The sequence below is a fragment of the Reinekea sp. genome (genome assembly GCF_046710285.1).
Lineage (GTDB): Bacteria > Pseudomonadota > Gammaproteobacteria > Pseudomonadales > Natronospirillaceae > Reinekea.
Genome location: NZ_JBKEGY010000003.1, coordinates 21753 through 41427 on the forward strand (window position 1 = coordinate 21753; position 19675 = coordinate 41427).

General features: G+C 44.1%; 15 protein-coding genes and 1 pseudogene. 6 read left to right on the top strand and 10 right to left on the bottom strand.

All coding sequences use genetic code 11. The features are described from left to right. Together ACI882_RS02980 and ACI882_RS02985 are read right to left on the bottom strand one after the other, a co-directional pair. The gene (locus ACI882_RS02980; RefSeq protein ID WP_411744948.1) at positions 1–642 is read right to left on the bottom strand and encodes a response regulator; all 642 of its coding nucleotides are present in this window, start codon (positions 640–642) and stop codon (positions 1–3) included. Between the two features lie 16 nt (positions 643–658). Then, complete coding sequence (locus ACI882_RS02985; protein ID WP_411746486.1) at positions 659–2986, bottom strand: sensor histidine kinase; 2328 nt, start codon at positions 2984–2986, stop codon at positions 659–661. Positions 2987–3338: 352 nt separating this feature from the next. Between ACI882_RS02985 and ACI882_RS02990 the strand changes: the two genes are divergently transcribed. The 3 genes from ACI882_RS02990 to ACI882_RS03000 all read left to right on the top strand — a co-directional run bounded on the left by ACI882_RS02990 (position 3339) and on the right by ACI882_RS03000 (position 9232). Continuing rightward, positions 3339–5351, top strand: coding sequence for a hypothetical protein (locus tag ACI882_RS02990; protein ID WP_411746487.1), 2013 nt, complete (start codon positions 3339–3341; stop codon positions 5349–5351). A gap of 320 nt (positions 5352–5671) precedes the next feature. Continuing rightward, entirely contained in the window at positions 5672–7492 is a 1821-nt protein-coding gene (locus ACI882_RS02995; protein ID WP_411746488.1) for a beta strand repeat-containing protein, read from the top strand. A gap of 24 nt (positions 7493–7516) precedes the next feature. Then, complete coding sequence (locus tag ACI882_RS03000) at positions 7517–9232, top strand: FG-GAP-like repeat-containing protein (RefSeq protein WP_411746489.1); 1716 nt, start codon at positions 7517–7519, stop codon at positions 9230–9232. 405 nt (positions 9233–9637) lie between these two features. On the opposite strand, the gene phnE is transcribed toward ACI882_RS03000, so the two are convergent. From phnE to ACI882_RS03040, 8 genes and pseudogenes are all read right to left on the bottom strand, one after another. Then, entirely contained in the window at positions 9638–10447 is an 810-nt protein-coding gene (gene phnE, locus ACI882_RS03005) for a phosphonate ABC transporter, permease protein PhnE (RefSeq protein WP_411746490.1), read from the bottom strand. A 142-nt stretch (positions 10448–10589) separates the two neighbouring features. Further along, positions 10590–11222 carry a PhnE/PtxC family ABC transporter permease gene (locus ACI882_RS03010; RefSeq protein WP_411746491.1) on the bottom strand — a complete coding sequence of 211 codons (633 nt, stop codon included), beginning with the start codon at positions 11220–11222 and terminating at the stop codon, positions 10590–10592. Further along, positions 11222–12009 (bottom strand): annotated as a pseudogene (gene phnC, locus ACI882_RS03015) (phosphonate ABC transporter ATP-binding protein). Before phnC ends, ACI882_RS03010 begins: the two are co-directional and overlap by 1 nt. Positions 12010–12017: 8 nt before the next feature. Beyond that, the gene (gene phnD / locus ACI882_RS03020) at positions 12018–12821 is read right to left on the bottom strand and encodes a phosphate/phosphite/phosphonate ABC transporter substrate-binding protein (RefSeq protein ID WP_411746494.1); all 804 of its coding nucleotides are present in this window, start codon (positions 12819–12821) and stop codon (positions 12018–12020) included. Further along, on the bottom strand, positions 12803–12964 hold the full coding sequence (locus tag ACI882_RS03025; RefSeq protein WP_411746492.1) for a hypothetical protein: 162 nt from the start codon (positions 12962–12964) through the stop codon (positions 12803–12805). The genes phnD and ACI882_RS03025 overlap by 19 nt, the downstream gene beginning before the upstream one ends. A gap of 132 nt (positions 12965–13096) precedes the next feature. After that, positions 13097–14488 (bottom strand): MFS transporter, encoded by a 1392-nt coding sequence (locus ACI882_RS03030; RefSeq protein ID WP_411745404.1) that lies wholly within the window; start codon positions 14486–14488, stop codon positions 13097–13099. Further along, positions 14489–15595, bottom strand: coding sequence for a peptidase C39 family protein (locus ACI882_RS03035; RefSeq protein ID WP_411745405.1), 1107 nt, complete (start codon positions 15593–15595; stop codon positions 14489–14491). Further along, positions 15585–17033 carry a RimK family protein gene (locus ACI882_RS03040; RefSeq protein WP_411745406.1) on the bottom strand — a complete coding sequence of 483 codons (1449 nt, stop codon included), beginning with the start codon at positions 17031–17033 and terminating at the stop codon, positions 15585–15587. The genes ACI882_RS03035 and ACI882_RS03040 overlap by 11 nt, the downstream gene beginning before the upstream one ends. 251 nt (positions 17034–17284) lie before the next feature. On the opposite strand from ACI882_RS03040, the gene ACI882_RS03045 reads away from it, so the two are divergent. The 3 genes from ACI882_RS03045 (at position 17285) to ACI882_RS03055 (ending at position 19596) form a co-directional block, all read left to right on the top strand. Then, positions 17285–17980 (top strand): phosphoribosyltransferase family protein, encoded by a 696-nt coding sequence (locus ACI882_RS03045; RefSeq protein WP_411745407.1) that lies wholly within the window; start codon positions 17285–17287, stop codon positions 17978–17980. A gap of 100 nt (positions 17981–18080) precedes the next feature. Next, positions 18081–19064 carry a serine/threonine protein kinase gene (locus ACI882_RS03050; protein ID WP_411745408.1) on the top strand — a complete coding sequence of 328 codons (984 nt, stop codon included), beginning with the start codon at positions 18081–18083 and terminating at the stop codon, positions 19062–19064. Positions 19065–19119: 55 nt separating this feature from the next. Then, on the top strand, positions 19120–19596 hold the full coding sequence (locus ACI882_RS03055; RefSeq protein WP_411745409.1) for an FKBP-type peptidyl-prolyl cis-trans isomerase: 477 nt from the start codon (positions 19120–19122) through the stop codon (positions 19594–19596). The last annotated feature ends 79 nt before the right edge of the window (positions 19597–19675 follow it).

Here is a 19675-nt window from a genome sequence, read left to right on the forward strand (position 1 = left end):
TCAATCCAATAGAAAACCTAGTTGCCTAGCTTTCAATGCCATTTGCGTTCTATTCCCGCAATTAAACAACTCTAATAGATCAGAAACGTACTCGCGCGCTGTAGAGGGCGCGATGTTTAGCTTCAGCGCGATACTTTTATTAGATAATCCTTGCGCAACGAGGCTGAGAATTTCGCTTTGTCTAGGCGACAAGCTAAACGCATCAACCTGCTGATGATCGCTAATAACCACACGCTCACCATCCATAACGGCTCGTAATGCATTGACCATCACAGTTTTTGAACTGGTTTTTGTAATAAAACCATCTGCGCCTAATGCCAACATTTGATCAATAGTGGCGCTAAAATCAACGGTTGAAATCACAACCAGCGGCAGCGCCGGATACAATGTTTTAATTACACTAAGCCCATCCAAACCGGAAGTACCTGGCATATTTATATCAAACAACACCAGAGCAAAGTCACTATGTTTAGCCAAAATAGTCTGTGTGGTTGCAAAATGAGCCGACTCCGTAATTTGAATATTCGGAAAGGTATCAAGCAAAAGCGTTCGTAAACCATCACGATACAATTCGTGGTCTTCAGAAATTAACACTTTAACGTCCATTTTCACCGGTTTCAAAAACACTGAATCAGAATTCATTAAAACTTTATCACTCTCAAGATTGTTCCACTATTGTTTTTACACGGCGATTAGCAAAATTGAGAAATGCTCGTAGTTGAGTCGGTAGTACCGGATAAGATAAAATTGCCCAAGTCGAAGGTAAACGCTCAGGCGAATAAGTAATACAAGCAATCGCCTTCTGTTGCGATATGTACGCTAAGTCTGATGCTCGTATAAGTGTATTGGTTACACTAAAATCATCGCAAATTAAAGCACCTGTTGCTGCACCGCTATTTACAGCCGAATCGAAGCTATCATAAAGCTGATAACGACAGTTCCACTGTTGCAAACGCTGCTCAACGATTTGCCTGCATTGATCATCACGGATAATTAGACCCACATTTATTACTGAAGCGATTTTCTTATCTTCTTTTTGCTCGCTCTCCATGCTTAACTCGCTCGCGTTTGGTACCGCTAAGGTAAAGATCGAACCTTGGTTGAGCTTTGATGAGACTGACAACGGATGGTTCAACAAATCGGCCAAATGTTTCACAACCGACAAACCAATGCCAGAGCCTTCAACTTGATCGGGAAAATACATTGATCGACTGTAAATATCAAAAATAATTTCTTTTTCCTGCTCAGGGATGCCTTTACCATTGTCGACAACCTGAATATGAACATCACGACCACGTCGTCGACACCCTAAAATTACTTTACCCGACGGCGTAAATTTCAAAGCATTAGAAATTAAATTTCTTAACATACGCTCTAATAAAATAGGGTCAGTAAATACAGCGACTGAACTTTTTTGTACAATAAATTGAATGCCTTTTTCACTAGCCTGCCACTTATATTCTTGTTCAAGCTTTAAAAACAAATGGGTTAACTCAACCTGATGTATATCTGCTCGAACTGCCCCAGCTTCTAACTTACTTAGATCCATCAAAATACTAAACGATTCATCCATATGCCTGTAGGTTTTATTGAGCTTATTAAAAATATCACTGGCCTCCTCTCCGTTGATATGAGGTTTCAGATATTCTAAAAATATGTGCATCGAATGCAGTGGCTGACGTAAATCATGGCTACTTTGCGCAATAAATCGAGACTTAGCAAAACTCAAATATTCGGCTTTTTGCTTATCTGCGCGCATTGTTTTATAGCGTTGGATCATCGCGATGGCGTGAATAATCATATGAGCAATATGAATATAAAGCACTTCGATAACTTTATAAGAGATGCTTACTTCATGTACATATTTTTGTTGTGTATTGACAACCCAAATAACTTGAAGTATAGACAACACCAAAGGCAGCCAACCTAAGATATAAATAAGATAATAACGACCCTCACTACGAACCTTTGCAATGCCTGAACTTAAAATGACAATCCAAACAACAATCGAGTTAAATGCATACAGAAGTGAGCTTATATAAAACGTAGTGACTGTACTCAAGGCATATACTAGAACAGTCATTAAAACTGCTCCAGCAAAAAGGTAATACCATTTTTCTTTCCGACCTACCTGTAAAAAACTAGCGGCAAACCCAAGTACAGAAATAAACATTGCAGATACTAGAAACCAGAATAAGCCAGTTTTTTCGTAATTGTAACCCCAAAAAACTGCTGGCAAACTGCTGTGTTCTAAATAATAACAAAGTAATAAAAATGATGAGAAAGCCGCCCAAAAGAAAGTTACGTCTTTTAGTAAGGCCCAACAAAGAACGGCGAGTAAAATCATACCGAGCACAACGCCAATAGCAACTTTAGCCGTAAAATCCATTTTTGTTTGCCAGTCTTGATAGTATCCTTCTGCCATCAAACCAATATATGGATGCCAGACTGCGTGACTTGCAGCTAACTCAACAATGATCAAGTATTCTACTTTTGGTTTAAGCGTCACCTCTACAGCTCGACCTAAAGCATTGATATCTACTTCAGGACTAGGCATTGAATTATCAAAAACCTTTACAGTTTGCTCGTTATCTCCACGAACCAAAACCTTAAAAGCATTAAAGCCAAAGTTACTAATGTGTAACACCCAATTATCTGAATCACTGAGATTCGCCACCCGCGTGTACAACCAATATCGTTTTAACTGACCAAAATCAGGATTTAAACCAAAAGGTTTTTGTGTACTACTAGGAATGTCAGGAGCCCATTCCAATTCATCTTTTTCGTTAACTTGCATAAAACCTGAGGAATACGGCAATGAGGCTAAAGAATATCGGCTATCGACTTGAGTTAGTTCTACAGAAGTAAAATGCTGTAGTGGTAATGACGCAGTGCTATCACCATATGCCGTAGCAAACATGAGTAACATCATTGCAAACCATGCAAGCCTAAACCCTGTCGTATTGTTTATTATATTGTTATTCAAACGTATGTTCCTGCAATCGCCATTTCTACACGTTAAGCTTTTAGGGCTATACCTAATGAAGCTTTCATTAAATTCCAAACTGAATATAAGTTACCTGCTTATTATGGGTAAAGCTGTTTTTCTATTCGAGCCACTGCGCGCTTAATTAATAGCTAAAGAAACATCGCCAACCCCTACATCTGTCGGGTTGTTTCACCCTCTATGCCAAATTATCCTTTATATCACTTGCAGGCTAAGAAATAGCATTTGTTGCCGTTAAGCCAAAGTCTCCGTAAAAAATTTTCTGCTGCTGCATCCAATACGGACACTGCATTCGTTTCTTATATTACAAACCTATAATGGGCTCTAAATTATGCACAAATCGACCTTATTTCTGCCGATCACCCTTGGTGTGGCGATACTGGTCAGCGCTTGCAGCTCTGATGAGTCAAGTTCATCGACTAAAACCGGCTTTTTAACCGACATTTCTGGCGTGACTTATACCACGGCGACCCAGTCTGGTGTAACCGATACTGCTGGTCGGTTTAAATACCAAGATAACGAAACCATTACCTTTTCCATTGGCGGTATTGAACTGGGGTCGGTTTCAGCTAAGGCTCAGATGAACCCGTTTGATGCCGCCGGTGTTCCGTTGCCGACAACTGAAACTGAGTTGGCCCGAGTGCTCGACACTTACCAGACTAACGACTTCCATCGAGCTGCAAACATCGTCCATTTCCTTGTCGAACTCGATAACGATAACGACCCAAATAACGGCCTAGACTTAACGGGCTGGGACAGAACGCTCGCCGATGCCAGTCTGAGTTTCAACGGTAATTTATATGTATTTTCTGCTTACAATTACGGCGACTTCTATGATTTTGCTCAGCAATACAATATAACCCGAGACGCCAAAGAGCATGGGCTGATACACCTCTATAACGCACTTGGCATTCAAATAGCAGCATCCATACAAACGATGGAAACCCGAGACGACGGCAATGATGGCTTTCTCGACTACACCGAGAACCAAACAATTGACGACGCTGGGCGCACCTTAATCTATGAAGAAGATGAAGACGGAGACGGCATTAACGACGCCACTAAAGCCTACAGCTATAACGCCAACGGCAACCTACTATCGGCCGTGATAAAAGACGATGATGACGATGAAGGTGTTGTTGATAGCATTGAAACAGAAACCTACACCTTTGATGCGAACGGAAACAGACTGAGTCGCACTTATGAATACGACACCAACGCTGACGGCACCGCTGAAATCACAAGAATCTACAGCTACGACAGTAATGGTAATCAATTAAGCTACTTGAACGCCACCCCCGATGGCGACACCAAATATACTTATACGCGCACTTATGACGACGCAGGGAAAATATTAACCTCTTTAACTAAAACCGATAATGGGAACGACGGCACCATAAACAAAAGTGTTCTTTATACTTACACCTACGACGCGGAACAGAACCAACTCACCGAATTAAAGGAAGAAGACGATAAAGCTGACGGTATCGTCGATTCTAACAAGCTCAAAACCGACACATACGATACGCAGGGTAACCGATTAACTTCCCACTCGGTAAGTGACGATGATGCCGACGGCACGGCTGATTATATATCAACCACTACTAATACCTACGATGCGAATGGCAAAACCTTAACCTATAGCTACGAAAGCTCCTCTGAAGGCAATGGCATCATCGATTATAGCCATAGCTACACCTATACTTACGATACGCAAGGTAACCGAATAACAAGCGAATACATACAAGACAATGGCCACGATGGCAGTACCGACTATTACTCTTTTGATGGCTATTCCTACGATGCCAATGGCAACCAATTAACCAGTGTCTTTTATTTCGGCGACAACCCCGACGCTATTAGATATAGCAGCATCTTTACCTTTACCTACGATGCGCACGGCAACAAATTAACCGAGTTATATCAGAAAGACTCTGACGGTAATGGTGCGATAGACGCTGAAGCAGAGATCGATTATAGTTCTCTGACAACCTATACCTATGATGCCGATGGCAACAATTTAACGCGGCAACACAAACGGGATAACAATGGCAACGGCGATATCGATTACACCTATGCCCGTATCTACACCTATGATGATAACGGTAACCAACTAAGCGAACTTTACCAAATAGATAATAATGCGGATGGCACTATAGACAGCACGACAAAAACAGCTTCAACCTATAATGCGAACGGAAAACAACAAAGCCGATTGGAAGAAAAAGATGCGGACGGAGACGGCAATTTTGAATCAGTCACTCTCTATAATTATTCCTATGACATCATCAACGATGGACTGCAATGGTTACTCGAGTATTATTACGAGAAGTTCGACGTCTAGGCATTAACCTATAGCACTTATAATACCTTAATAGGTCTAATAAAAACTGCTCTCAACCCGACATCTGTCGGGTTGTTTCACCCCGCCCACCTATTTACCCTTCAACTCACTTGCAGGCGATTCATAGCCATGTGATGCAGTTAAGCCAATATCACCGTAAAAAAATATTCCGCTGCTGCATCCAAAGTGAGCATTCAATTCGTTACTAATACAAACACTAATTCGTTACGGATGACGATAAAAAATGTGTACTCGCTGCACCTAAAGCGGGTACTGCATTCGTTTCTTTTATGATCCATTTTTATGGCGGGCTGACTATTATGCAACAACCTACGTTATTACTCTCTATCACCCTTGGCGCAGCGTTGCTTGTCAGCGCTTGCGATCCTGGTAGCGGCAGCTCTGGCGCTAACGCCAATATTGTCGCCAACTTACCCAGCAGCCCAACCAATGCCACGCTGAGCATTGAGGCCATTAAAACCTTCGCCTTCACATGGGAAGATTCCGCCGACGCCACCCATTACCAACTTTTAGAAAACACCGATGGCCAATCCGGCTTTTCTCAAGTAGGCGATAACATTGCTGCCGGCGAGCAAAGCGTTAATATCACTGTGCCGTTGTACGCACGCACCAACGCCCAATACATTATTGATGCCTGTAACAGCGCGGGGTGCACCAGCTCACAAACCTTATCGGTGAGCGACAACCTAACCCAAGCCATTGGCTACCTAAAAGCCAGTAATGCTGATGCTGATGATCAGTTCGGGCGCTCCGTTAGCATCAGTGACGATGGCACCACACTAGCGGTTGGCGCTGCTCTAGAAAGCAGCTCTAGCTCCGGCATAAACAGCACGCCAGATGACACAGCCTACGCTGCCGGTGCGGTCTATGTGTTTAGTCAAACCAATGGTACTTGGCAACAGCAGGCTTACCTTAAAGCCAGCAATACCAATGCCGGTGACGCCTTTGGTGTCAGCGTTAGCTTAAGTGGTAATGGCGATTTTTTAGCGGTAGGCGCACTCGGTGAAGAGAGCAATGCCACCGGCATTAATGGCGACCAAACCGATAACAGTGCCAGCAATGCTGGTGCCGTTTACATCTTTAAGCGAACTGGCAACAGTTGGCGCCAAGCCGACTACCTTAAAACCAGTAATACCGGTGCCGGTGACCAATTTGGTATAAGTGTTAACCTCAACAGCAGTGGTAACACCCTGGCCGTTGGCGCAGTGGGCGAAGACAGCAACGCTACGGGTATTGATGGCGACCAAAACGATAACAGTGCATCCAACTCTGGTGCGGTGTACGTGTTTACCCAAAACGCTGGCACCTGGAGCCAACAAACCTACCTTAAGGCCAGTAACACAGAGGAAGATGATGGATTCGGCTCTATCGTTAGCCTCAGTGCCAATGGTCACACCCTCGCCGTTAGCGCAAGTCGCGAAGATAGCAACGCCACCGGCGTTGATGGCAACGGCAGCAATAACAGCGCAGAAGATGCTGGGGCGGTATATGTATTTAGCCGCAGTGGCGAAGATTGGAGCCAACAAGCTTACCTTAAGGCCAGCAACACCGATGCAAATGATTCATTCAGCACAATCAGCATCAGTGCCGATGGCAATACCTTGGCCGTTGGCGCCTACCTTGAAGACAGCAACGCAACAAGCATTAATGGTAACCAAGCCGATAACAGCACTGAGAACGCAGGTGCCGTTTACATTTTCAACCGAACCGGCAGCAGTTGGAACCAAACCGCCTACCTTAAAGCCAGCAACAGCGCCGCAAGTGACCTCTTTGGCAGTGCTGTCAGCTTAGCGGCCAACGGCACGTTTTTAGCCGTAAGTGCCACCGGTGACGACAGTGCCAGTACCGGCATTAACAGCACCTTTAACGACGATGGCACCGCGGATAATTCCGGCGCGGTTTACCTGTTTAGTTTAAATAGCGGCGTATGGAGCCAAAGCGGCACCCTAAAAGCCAGCAATACCGATGCTTCTGACAACTTTGGTTCGTCTGTCAGCGTCAGTGAAGATGGCAACGCCATTGCTGTTGTCAGCAAAAACGAAGACAGCAACGCTACCGGTATTAATGGTGACCAAACTAATAATGATGCCGGCGACTCTGGCGCGTTGTATTTATATTAACCAATACTGACTGGACTGAAGATCATGAGAAAAAATAGCTTAATATTATTAACGACCCTAAGTGCAGCCTTATTGGTCAGCGCCTGCAATCCTAGCAGCGACGGTTCAGGTTCGTCGAGCACAAACGCGACAGCCAATATTGATAGCGACGGCGATGGTGTCTTCGATTCAGAAGATGCCTTCCCTAATGATGCCGCTGAAACTACCGACACCGATGGCGATGGCATTGGCGATAATACCGATACCGACATTGACGGCGACGGTGTTGATAACCTCAACGACCCATCGCCTAGCGATGCGGACAACAGCGTTGCGCCTTACTTTACCAATGGCGTCAGTTCAAGCTTTGCAAGTACACAACTGGCCAATAGGCTCTCGTTGAAAGTCGTAACGCCAAATTCGACCAACACCAATAAAGACCCTCAGGCAATTACCGCCGGTGACCTAAACAACGACAACAAAATCGACTTTGTCTTTACCTCTGCTACCACGGGTGAAATTTATAGTTTGATACAGAGCAGTAGCACAGACTTTACAGTCGGCTTGATCGCCGATGACGGCGCAAAGGGCTCTGACACTTTCTTAGCGGATATCGATGGCGACGGCTTTAACGATGTACTCGCCGCAGACTCCGGCACCGACCTCATTAGCTGGTATAAAAACGACGGCACCGGCGAAAGCTTTACCGTAGATGTAAGCCAACAATTTTCGTTCAGCAACGTCAATCGCGTCCATGCCATAGACATTGATAACGATGGCGATATGGACTTTGTGGGCGCAGGTAGCAGTGTCAGCTTGTTTATCAACGATGGCACACAAATTTTTACCGAAACGTTAATTAAAGCCGATGGCGGTACCTATAACTCAATCACCTTTATCGATGTGAATGGTGATGACGAACTGGACATCGTGGCATCAAGTAACAGCAGCACACCAATCCTTTGGTTTGAAAACGACGGCTCTGAAAGCTTTACCGAAGTCAGTATCACAACCACGATGGCCAACACCAACTCAATGGTGACCATTGATATCGATGGCGATACGGATATCGACTTAATTGCTACCGCCGGCAACGGTGAGACGGTTGCGTGGTTCGAAAATGACGGTGTAGGTGGTTTTACGCAAACGACATTGGTCACGGACACCAAGCATGGATTTGCCCAAGCGGCGGATATGGATAACGATGGCGACATTGACATTATCACCGAGCAAAGCAACAGCACCTTGATTTGGTTCCAAAACGACGGCGATGAAAACTTCAGCGAGACCACTATCGCTAGCGTGAAGAGTCTATCCAACGTATTGGTTATCGACTCAAATAATGATGACCGTGCCGATATTGTGACTGCTCAATTCGCCAGTGATGGTATCAATAGGTACGAAAACGCCGCCTTATTAGAAATAAATGTAACCGAAGGCGAAACTACCGTTGAAACCTTCACCGCCACTGATGCCGATGGCCAAATCCCAACCTTTGCCATTAATGGCGGAGACGATGTTAACTTTTTCACAATTAACCCCACAACAGGTGAACTTAATTTTATCGACGTCCAATTTTTCTCCGCTCCGGCCGATGCCAACATTGACGGTATCTATGAAGTGATAGTGGTCGCTACTGATGGCGTTACCGATACGCTCGCGCCCGTTGAAGTCAGAATAGTTTTTAGCCTGGCCGACTTTGATGGTGACGGTATTAATAACGAAAATGATGCATTTCCATACGACTCGTCCGCAAGTTAAAGGCAGAACTTAAAAACTAAAAATCAATGCATCCAAAGTGAGTATCCAGTTCGTTATTAAGTTATTACTACCTATTTAAAAGGCAAACTCAAATGCCCAACCTCAGCCAATAACACCACCTGCCTATCTGGCGAAACGTTTTATGAAGGTTGGGAGGCGATTGACCACGATGACAACACCGACATCATCAGCCCGTGGTTATTTGGCGATAGCAGCATGCTGCCAACGTTGGATATGGGTATCACTGTGCCTTAAATCTAATCTGTTTTTATCACGTTAAAAGCAACACTCGCTGTACTTAGCGGGTGCTGCTTTATTTTTTAAAAGCCTGCTATCGGCCATTGGTTAAATGCCCGTGCTTGAAGTATTAAGTCTGCTGATTGGCCAGAACCTAATCGGAGGAACTTAAATTAGCATGTTCCTGACCTTTGCAGACAGTGCTTCTGATACGACAACGGTAGCCAAGATAACCAAAATAATAAGAGTTACTTGGGACCAAGCTAAACTATTCAGCGATGAAGAAAGAAATAAACCAATTCCTCCCGCACCAACAAGCCCTAGTATAGTTGACTCTCGAATATTGATATCCCAACGAAAGATAGCAATGCTAAAAAAGGTGGGCAAAATTTGCGGGATAATAGCGTAATCGATAATCTGAAAGCGTGAGGCGCCCGTGGCTTGAACCGCCTCTACACTCGTGCTGTTTATTTCCTCAATACCTTCATAAAGTAACTTCCCTACAAATCCAATTGATCTCAATCCAATCGCGATGATCCCAGCGAGGATTCCCGGTCCTAAAATCACAACCAACAACAAGGCCCAAATAAGCGAATTAATAGAGCGTGAGGCGGCAATGATAAACAGTGCGATCGGCCTTACAAAGGCGGTGGATGGCGTTGTGTTTCGGGCAGCCAAAAACGCGACGGGAATAGCGAGTACCACCCCTAACAATGTCCCTAATGTTGCTATATTTAGGGTATCCCATAGCGCTTGATAAAGTTGGTTAATATAACGCCAGTTTGGAGGAAACATGCGGCTAATTAAATCTGCGGCTTGCTCTGGGGCATCCGATACAAACATCCAAATGGTATTTTTTGTCATTAACTGCCAACAAAACACACTTAATAAGGCGAGTGCAAACCAACCACCCCAAACAATTAATGACTTCCGTCGGTTGTGGCTGTGCCACAATACTTCTTGCTCTAACTTACCCATTTTCGTATCCAACCAGATAAATATTCGCACGCAATTACGATAACAATGATGATAATTAGGATCGCACCGGCCGAATTGTATTCATAACGATCAATAGAAGTATTAAGAGTAGCGCCTATCCCGCCCGCGCCAACAATACCAATCACGGCAGATTCTCGAAAATTAATATCAATCGATAAAAGGAGAGCCCTATCATTCTTGGCATAACTTGCGGCCATACAGCTATGTGAATTTTTTGAAGCCAAGACGCACCTGTTGAGGTTATGGCTTCAAGTTGTTTGCGATCAATACCTTCTATTTCTTCTGCTAAGAGTTTTCCTAAAAACCCAATCGTGGCATAGGTCAAGGTTAGAAAACCTGCAAACGCACCAAAACCAAATAATGCGACGAGAAATATTGCGACGATAATTTCTTGCATTGAACGTGAGATCGCAATAAAAGAACGGCAAAAAAGATAAATTGGTTTTGGCGATATATTTCGAGCGGCACCTAACCCAAACGGAACAGACAATAAGATGCCGGCCACAGTTGAAGTCACAGTGATTGTTAAACTTTCAAAAATTCCAGCGTATATATCCTTTGATCTGGTGATGAAATCTGGGCGTAAAAAGCCTTCCATGAAGCGTACGCCTCTTTCCATACCTTGATACACGCGTTGCCAATTTACGTCAACACTGCCTACTCCAACGATTAGGTAAAGTGCGAAAGCTGCCCAAAGAACGATTCGCCAGCGTTTATCCGGAACGAGATAATGAGGTCTTTGCCATGTACGCATTAGACTAACGCCTCACTGAGTTCTTCTTCGTCTGGCTTTATGGCATGCCAATCTTCATCACCGTAGATCCGAGTCAACATATCTTCGGTTAATTCAACTGGTTTACCATCAAACACAATCTCGCCGCCTTGCAGGCCAATAATGCGGTCCATAAATTGAACGGCTAATGGCACATCATGAATATTAATAATTGCAGGCAATCCTTTTTCTCTGCAAATGGATTGTATCAAGCGCATAATTTGTCGAGAGGTTTTAGGGTCCAAACTCGCAGTTGGTTCATCCACTAACAATAACTGAGGATCTTGAGCCAAAGCCCGGGCGATCCCGACTCGTTGCCGTTGACCGCCAGAAAGTTCATCCGCGCGTTTATTAGCATGGTCGATCAGGCTAACGCGATCTAAATATTCGAAGGCGCTTTCAATATCTTGCTCTGGATAACGCCGAAAAACGAACGCCAAAAAGGTAAGTAACCTAGACGACCAGACAACACATTTTCCATAACGCTGAGTCGTTCGACGAGTGCATACTCTTGAAATATCATGCCAATATGGCGGCGTTGCTCGCGTATTTGCTTGGACGATATTTTATTTAGACATACATTGTCTCAGTAAATGGAGCCGCCACTTGGGTCGATTAAGCGGTTAATGCAACGAATCAACGAAGACTTGCCGGCCCCACTGGGGCCGATAAGTCCTACGATTTCACCTTTAGGTACTTGAAAGCTAATGTCTCTGAGTACCCATGGGCCTGTTTTATATCGCTTTTTTAAATTTTCTATTTTAAGCACTGAACGACCTATATGCAGCTGTATTTTACGCCGTTGGCGGTATCAATTTTACGGATAACATCCCAATGATCTTTAAAGGATATTGGTAAAAACTGACCTTCACTTTTAAATTCTTCGGCTAACTTGGAGCCTTCCCATTGGAAGCTAAAAAAGACGTGTTTGATTTTTTCTTGAAGCTCTGGGGTTAGGTTATAAGCAACGCCATAACCAGTAGTGGGAAAGGTTTGTGACTTGTAGATTGAGTTAATTTGGTTAGCTTTCACAACGTCACGTTCTATCATACGTTTCAAGACAGAGTTAGCTACTGCCGCCGCTTTATAATCTTTATGCGCAACGCCCAATATTGAATTATCATGTTTACCAGAAAAAACCGGTTCGAAATCACGTTCAGGAATCAGGTCAAAATCGGCTTTTAAAATGGCTGACGGTGCTTTAAAGCCAGAGTTAGACGTTTGTGATGTAAAGGCTAGTTTATTGCCTTTAATATCGGCAGGAGAATCAATACCAGAACCAGGGTAACTGATAATTTCCATCTCATAACCAAAAGAACCATCTTCTGCTGACATCATCGTGAACGGACGGAATCCAGCACAGGCAACCGCGAGCGGATTCGAACCAGTGTTAAATCCAGCTACATGCAGACGACCTGCACGCATGGCTTCGATTTGTGCAGCATTCGATTGAACTGGATAAAACTGAACTTTTTTACCAGTAACGTCTTCCATATGTTCTAAAAAACCAGACCAAACATCTGCATATACTGCGGGGTCTTCAACCGGCGTGTAAGCAAAAACTAGCGTACTTGGATCAATAAGTTTTGCTTTGTCGGTTGGATGTCAGCAATAAGATCTTTATCGTTATCAACATAACGACTGTCTAGTGAAAATTCAGCATGCGCCATATTTAAGGTCAAAAGGGATGCCGATGACATCAGTAAAGCAACCACACGTTTCATAAGTCATATCTCTAATAAGTGAAGTGAGCAATCTTTACTTATTTTTATGACAATTAGGTTACAACATATAGAATATCGTATATTGACTCGACTCACATAACACCGCAACAGGGTGGGTTTGAAGCATTAGCATCAATCAGTATCTCGACGACGGCGGTTCACCACATCAATCACAACACCTGAAATAGGTGTAAATCGGGCAATACGAATCATTAGATCGCGTACCCGGCCACGATTAACCACTCGTAATTCAGGTGCTTTAGGAATATACCAAATGGCAATCGCGCCCCTAAGCACCGAAGACAAAATAAAGATGATCGCAATGGGGCGCTCTATCTGAATAAAAATGCCCGCAAACGAAATGCTTTCTGGCAGCCAATTAATAATATAGCCTCCGCTCAATGCTCCCAAGCAAATCGCTAAGGCCGACAATGACGAATGTATGGCGGAATAACTGGCAAAATGGATATGCCGCGGCTTCTGATCATATAAATAGTTAGCACTTGCTAAGGTAAAGCCACTCCAGGCAGCACCACCAAGCATTTGCACACAAATAATGTAGTAGAAGTTATCTGAAAATAACCACAAGGCGGGCAACAATGGAATAACCGTCACGCCGATCGCCATCACATAGCGATTGCCTTTACGATCACATATTTTGCCCCACAGCGGTAACAGTAGGAACTGCATCAGAATGGAGCTGCCGGTGCTCATGGTAAACTGCAGATAACTAAAGTTTAAATCACGTAACATATAAACAGCGAAGAACGGGCCCGATAAGGCAACGAAACACTGCATACCCGCCATAAAAAAGCTGTAGCGGCGAAAGTCAATATCACCCCAGAGCAGGTATAAGTGCTTAAACGACTGTGCTAATGAATGGCGCTCTCCTAGCGTAGGCTGAGTATGGTCATCATGCATTTTATACAGTAACGACGTTGATGCACTTCGTCCGCCGACCGCGACAATAAATAGAATAAAAAAACCGAGCCAGGTTAAGGCAATCGACTCAAAAAAAGTCAGCAACACGCCGCCCGTTAAGAAGGTGATAAAAGACGTTAGCATGGCAATTCTGCTGCGACGCCCAAAGAACCGTCCGCGAATTTGGTCAGGCACTAATTGCCCCATCCATGCTCGCCAATGCGGCATTATTAAGTTTGCACTGACATGGAAGACAACGAGGGCAATTAGCATGACCCCTAAGGAGTCATCTTTAAAGTAAGGCAATGCCAGTAATGCAATCACCGCCAATGAAGTAGATTGCATAGCAGCACTGACAACAATCAGCCGATGCCGATGAATCCATTGACCAAACCAAACCGCGATTAATTGAAACAATCCGCCGATTAATTGCGGTAATGCCGTTAACCAGCCAATCTGTACTGCCGTTGCACCAAGGAAAATTGCAAACGCATTCACAAATTGATCAAAGCTTCCCGTCATCAATGAGGACGCAAAGCTCTCCTTTTGAGATAAGCTAAGGCTGCGTCTGAGCTTCTGCGTTTCTTGCCTTGAGCCAGGCATTTATACCTCCTTTTTAATGGCGATCGCGGTTCTTAGCCGTGTCGAACCAAAGGCGGACATTTTATCAAAGTCAGCACGCGCAATAGGCACATGCTGGCAGTCTATCGGCAATTGCCGATCATCATCAAGATCTGGGTCATGCACATAAATACAGGCATCGTCCGCATGCGTTACCGTCACCCAATGCGGCGCTTTTTTACCATCTAGCCGGTAAGTGCTAATTAACACTAAAATGGCGTAACCTTCTGCGAGCAATTCATTTACTTGCGCTTGAACAAGGTCACCATAGACAATCTCAACATGACTTTCTTTTGCTTGTTCAACAAAATGATAATGCACTGTGGTCATGATGTTCTTTTTTTCAGTCGACCGAACGCCATCCAAAAATAAAGGTTCTTGGGTGTTAATAAATACCTTAACTGCAAAGCCGCGTTTAGCTGCCGATAACCCCAAGCCAATAGGATGACAGCCACCGTGGCCTGAGGTCATAAAAATAGTCGTTGCTTCACGCCAAATATCAAGTTCTAGCTCTTGCGATAACGCAGCGACCCGGTCCATGCTAGACATTGCCATCATTACCGCAGCGGGTCCGCAACTAAAGTCTGTGGTTTGTTGATACCAAGTTGTTTTTCGAAGCACTTCTGTTTCATCGACCAGACGAATGGTTTTTTGCATTCGCAAAGCATCACTGTCATCGTCGTAGTAATGAGAGTATTCACCAAAAACACGATAGTCGCGACGCTCGTATAGCTGAATGGCTGCTTGATTGTTTTTCGCAACCTCAAGGCGCATATACAAGCGACCTGCTTTAGCCGCCGTTGCTTCTAGCTCTGCTAATAACCTTCCCGCAATGCCTTGGCCTCGTGCTTCTGCTGAGACAGCTAATGAATAAAGGCGCGCTAGTCGGGTACCCTTGTTACACATGACCAAGCCATAGCCCAGCAATGCTTGAGTTTCGTTTTCAGCTACCAGCAAGATATCATCTTTGGCAGCAATCCATCGTTGCAAACTGCGTTTACTCAACCGGTCTGTTTGAAAACTGCCCTGCTCTATTTTATGTAATGCGCTTAAGTCTTGTTTTTGCGCTCTGCGAATATTAACGGCCACGATTTTCTAATCGCTTTTGGAATTCGCCCATAATTTGCATGTACAATTCATCGCCTAAATACAAGTCTTCTACGCCGCGGTCTAAGCTTGGGTTATCGTTAACTTCAATCACATAGGCTTTACCATTAAGCTCTTTGATATCGACACCGTATAAACCATCACCAATGATCGCACAAGATTTTAAAGCTGCATCTAAAACAATTTTTGGTACTTCAAATGTAGGCAAGGTTTCGAAATCACCCGAGACGTTCCGTTTAGCACCATGGTTATAAATTTGCCAGTGATTACGAGCCATTTTGTAACGGCAGGCAAAAATGGCTCGGCCGCCTAAAACGCCTATCCGCCAATCGAAATCGGTGTATAGGTATTCTTGCGCCAACACCAGTGCGCTGTCTGCTAACAACAATAATAATTTTTCTCGTAAAGCAAAACGATCGGCTACTTTAAACACACCACGTGAAAATGACCCTTCTGGCATTTTTAACACCACCGGGTAGGCAAAGTTAGTTTCAATAAAATCTAAGGTCGCGTCTTCGGCATCGGTGACGACTTCAGTCTTTAAGCTTGGCACATTGTGGTAGCTAAAGGCATCGTGCAAAAACACTTTGTTACAGCAGCGCAAAATTGACTGAGAGTCATCCATCACCACCAAACCATGATTTTCTGCTTTTACCGAGAGCCGATAAGTGTGGTGATCTATTGCTGTGGTTTCACGAATAAACAAGGCATCGAAATGGCCAATATTTGAAATCTGATCAATCGTTAGGGCTTCAGCATGTATTCCGTGTTTCGCAGCGGCACGAATCATATGGGTAATGGCGGCTTTGTCACTGGGCGGTGACGGTTCCTCTGGGTTAACGAGAATGGCCATGTCCCAACGTGCCTGCTTTTTCGTCGCCTGCACCTTCCAAATAGATTCAGAGAAGCTTTGTAGGCGCTCAGAAAATATAACCCGTTGATCCTCTGGTAAATCAGACAGGCAAAGTTGCTCGACGTAAATGCTTAATCGCTCGTTATTAGGCTGTATCGTTAGCTTTAACAAGGGTGTTTGTAGCTGAGCGTAAACACGGCTCACTAACTTTTGTATTTCTGATTGGCCCGATTTGCCAAAAAAAGCATAAACCGTTTGTTGACCAGCCAATTCGGCCATTAGCTTGCTTTCAGAGGCTATGGTTAAAAAAGGTTGACCTGCCGTTTGGTTACGTAACGCGTTCAAGGTTTTAACACTCGGCACAACTTTATGGCTTCTTGCTTCAGCAAGCAGCGAACAGTAGTACCCTTTACTCAAATAAGCTTCACTGTCGCATAAGTTAATAATGCGCGTTTTAGGTTCATTGCGTTTTGGGTAATCTTTTAGGTAGGTATGAAAATTTATAACCCCTGGTAAGTCATCACCAACGAGACTATTTTCATCAATAACTATAAGCGTTTTATACACTGAATTTCCTATTAAAAAGGTGGCTCATTCGCCACCCAAATTGTTTTATTTGGGTCATCCCAAATAGTGTTAAGTATCTATGCTGTATAGCCCTGTTTTACCCATTGAGCAACATCTAAACGGTGGATTTTTCACACTATTTTTATGAAACACTGAAATCATGACTTCTATCGCATTTTAGACGTCTGCTGATTGAGAATTTCCCGTTAGAACACTAGTCTAGAACTAATCTCAGAGTTCAAGGACGAACCATGAAAAACCTCGATTTGCGTCGATGGGTGAACCGACTTTTCACGCCCATTTGCCCTGGTTGCCAGCAACCCCTTAAAGACCAAAGCCTTTGCTTAGTTTGCCAAAGTTTTTTGCCAACCATTACCTTAGCTTGCCCTGCTTGTGGAGAACCCGAATCTAATGGCCATAAATGCGGATATTGCTTAAAACACCCGGCTCGCTGGGATCAGCTATATGTGCCCTGGTCATTTGAATTTTTGGCTCGACATCTAATTCTCCAGTTTAAATACCATAAAAGCTTCTCAGCTGGTTTTGCTTTAACCGAATACTGGCAAGAACATACAAGGCAGTTCATTTTGCCCGAGGCGTTTATCGCTGTTCCCATGACCGCTAGCAAAGAGATTCGCCGTAGTTACAATCAAGCGCACTGGATTACACAACAGTTTTCAAGGCAACATAAAGTGCCTATTTTCAAAGGGCTTGAAAAAATCATTGAAACCAAGCCATTAGAAGGGTTAAACAAGCGTCAGCGGCGGCAAACACTTAAAGGTGCATTTCGGCTAACCCAGTCACCCCCATCTCATGTTGTGCTGGTCGATGATGTTTTTACGTCTGGGGCGACTGTCGGAGAAATTGCGCGCTTACTTAAAAAAGCAGGAGTCCTACGTGTCGATGTATGGGTTCTCGCCAGAACACCGTTAAAGCGAGCTCAATAGCAGTTTATGTCAAGACTGAGTAGAGGTAATAATTCCCGTGTCGTGCTCTGGGGCTTTCCGTTATACTGCGGCCAATTCCACTTTTTTGTGATTCGGTGCTATGGAAACTCAACACCCGTACGAACGGCTTACACAAGACAGATTGATTGATTGGCTTGAAGCAATTGGGCTTTATACCGATTACCGAATTTACCCGCTTAATAGCTATGAAAATCGAGTGTACCGAGTAGGGGTAGAAGACGACTCGCCCGTTGTTATTAAGGTCTACCGCCCTAATCGTTGGAGCAAAGCGCAAATTCAAGAAGAGCTCGACTTTACCGATCAACTTGCTGAGGCGGAAATTCCTGTTGTACCGGCACAGCAAATTAATGGAGCAAACTTGCATGAGCAAGATGGCTTTTTATTCGCGAGTTTCCCGATGCGGGCTGGCCATGCTTTTGAGTTAGATAATCCCGATCAGCTGTACCGAGTAGGCCAGCTTTTGGGACGTTTGCACAGTGTCGGCAAGCAAGCTTCATTTAAAACCCGCCCGGTTATGACGCTACTCGAACCAATCCAAGAAGCTCGTTTGTTTTTTCAAGATAGCGACATGATGAGCGCAGATATAAAGCACAACTACTTAGATTGCTTAACGGGCATTGAGAGCCAGTTACCTTATTTTCAACGTATTTTTGATCAATCAGAGCAGTTCCGTATTCACGGTGACTTTCACCCTGGAAATATTCTAACGCGCGATGATCAACTGTTGGTAGTCGACTTTGACGATACGGTAACGGGACCTGCTATGCAGGATATTTGGAAACTACTTTCTGGCAGTGCTCACGAACAAGCTCAACAACTAAATGAATTAGAAGAAGGTTACGAACAGTTTTGTGAGTTTCCGCGCAAAGAAATCCCACTCGCAGAAGCGTTGCGAACAGTCCACATGATTAAACACGCCCTATGGATAGCTAAACGCTGGCAAGACCCAGCCTTTCCTGTGGCGTTTTCTTGGTTTGGCACCGATCGCTATTGGAGTGAGCATTTAATGGCGCTTAGGGAACAATGGGCTGAACTGCAAGATCGCAGCAGCGCTTCATTATAAATTTCAATACATCCAAACATACGCTCTAAAAGGCGTTTTTAAAAAGAGGTAATGCATGTCCAAATTAATCTTAGTTGTCATCGTTATTATTGCGGTTGTGGTGTTAATAAAACGCAACGCAGGTAACAGCCAACTGGCTGAAGAAAACATTCAACAAGGTATCGAGTATTTAGCTGAGAATTCTAAAAACGTTAATGTCGTGACGACAAAGTCTGGTTTGCAGCTTGAGGTACTAACGAAAGGCACTGGAACCGAACACCCTAAAGCCTCTGATCGAGTAAAAGTACATTACCATGGAACACTTACAGACGGCACTGTTTTTGACAGTTCTGTTGATCGTGGCGAGCCGATCAGCTTTGGCTTAAACCAAGTGATCAAAGGCTGGACTGAAGGTCTACAATTGATGGTTGTGGGTGAAAAAACTCGGTTAACTATTCCGAGTGAGCTTGGCTATGGCAAGCAAGCAGCCGGTAAAATTCCACCAGGTGCGGTTATTATTTTTGAAGTTGAATTACTCGGCATCAACGAATAATAGCAATCAGGTCGCATCATAATTTCGGTGCGACCCATTTCTGCGCCAAGCCGTTGACAGTTTGTAATGTTTCATTTTT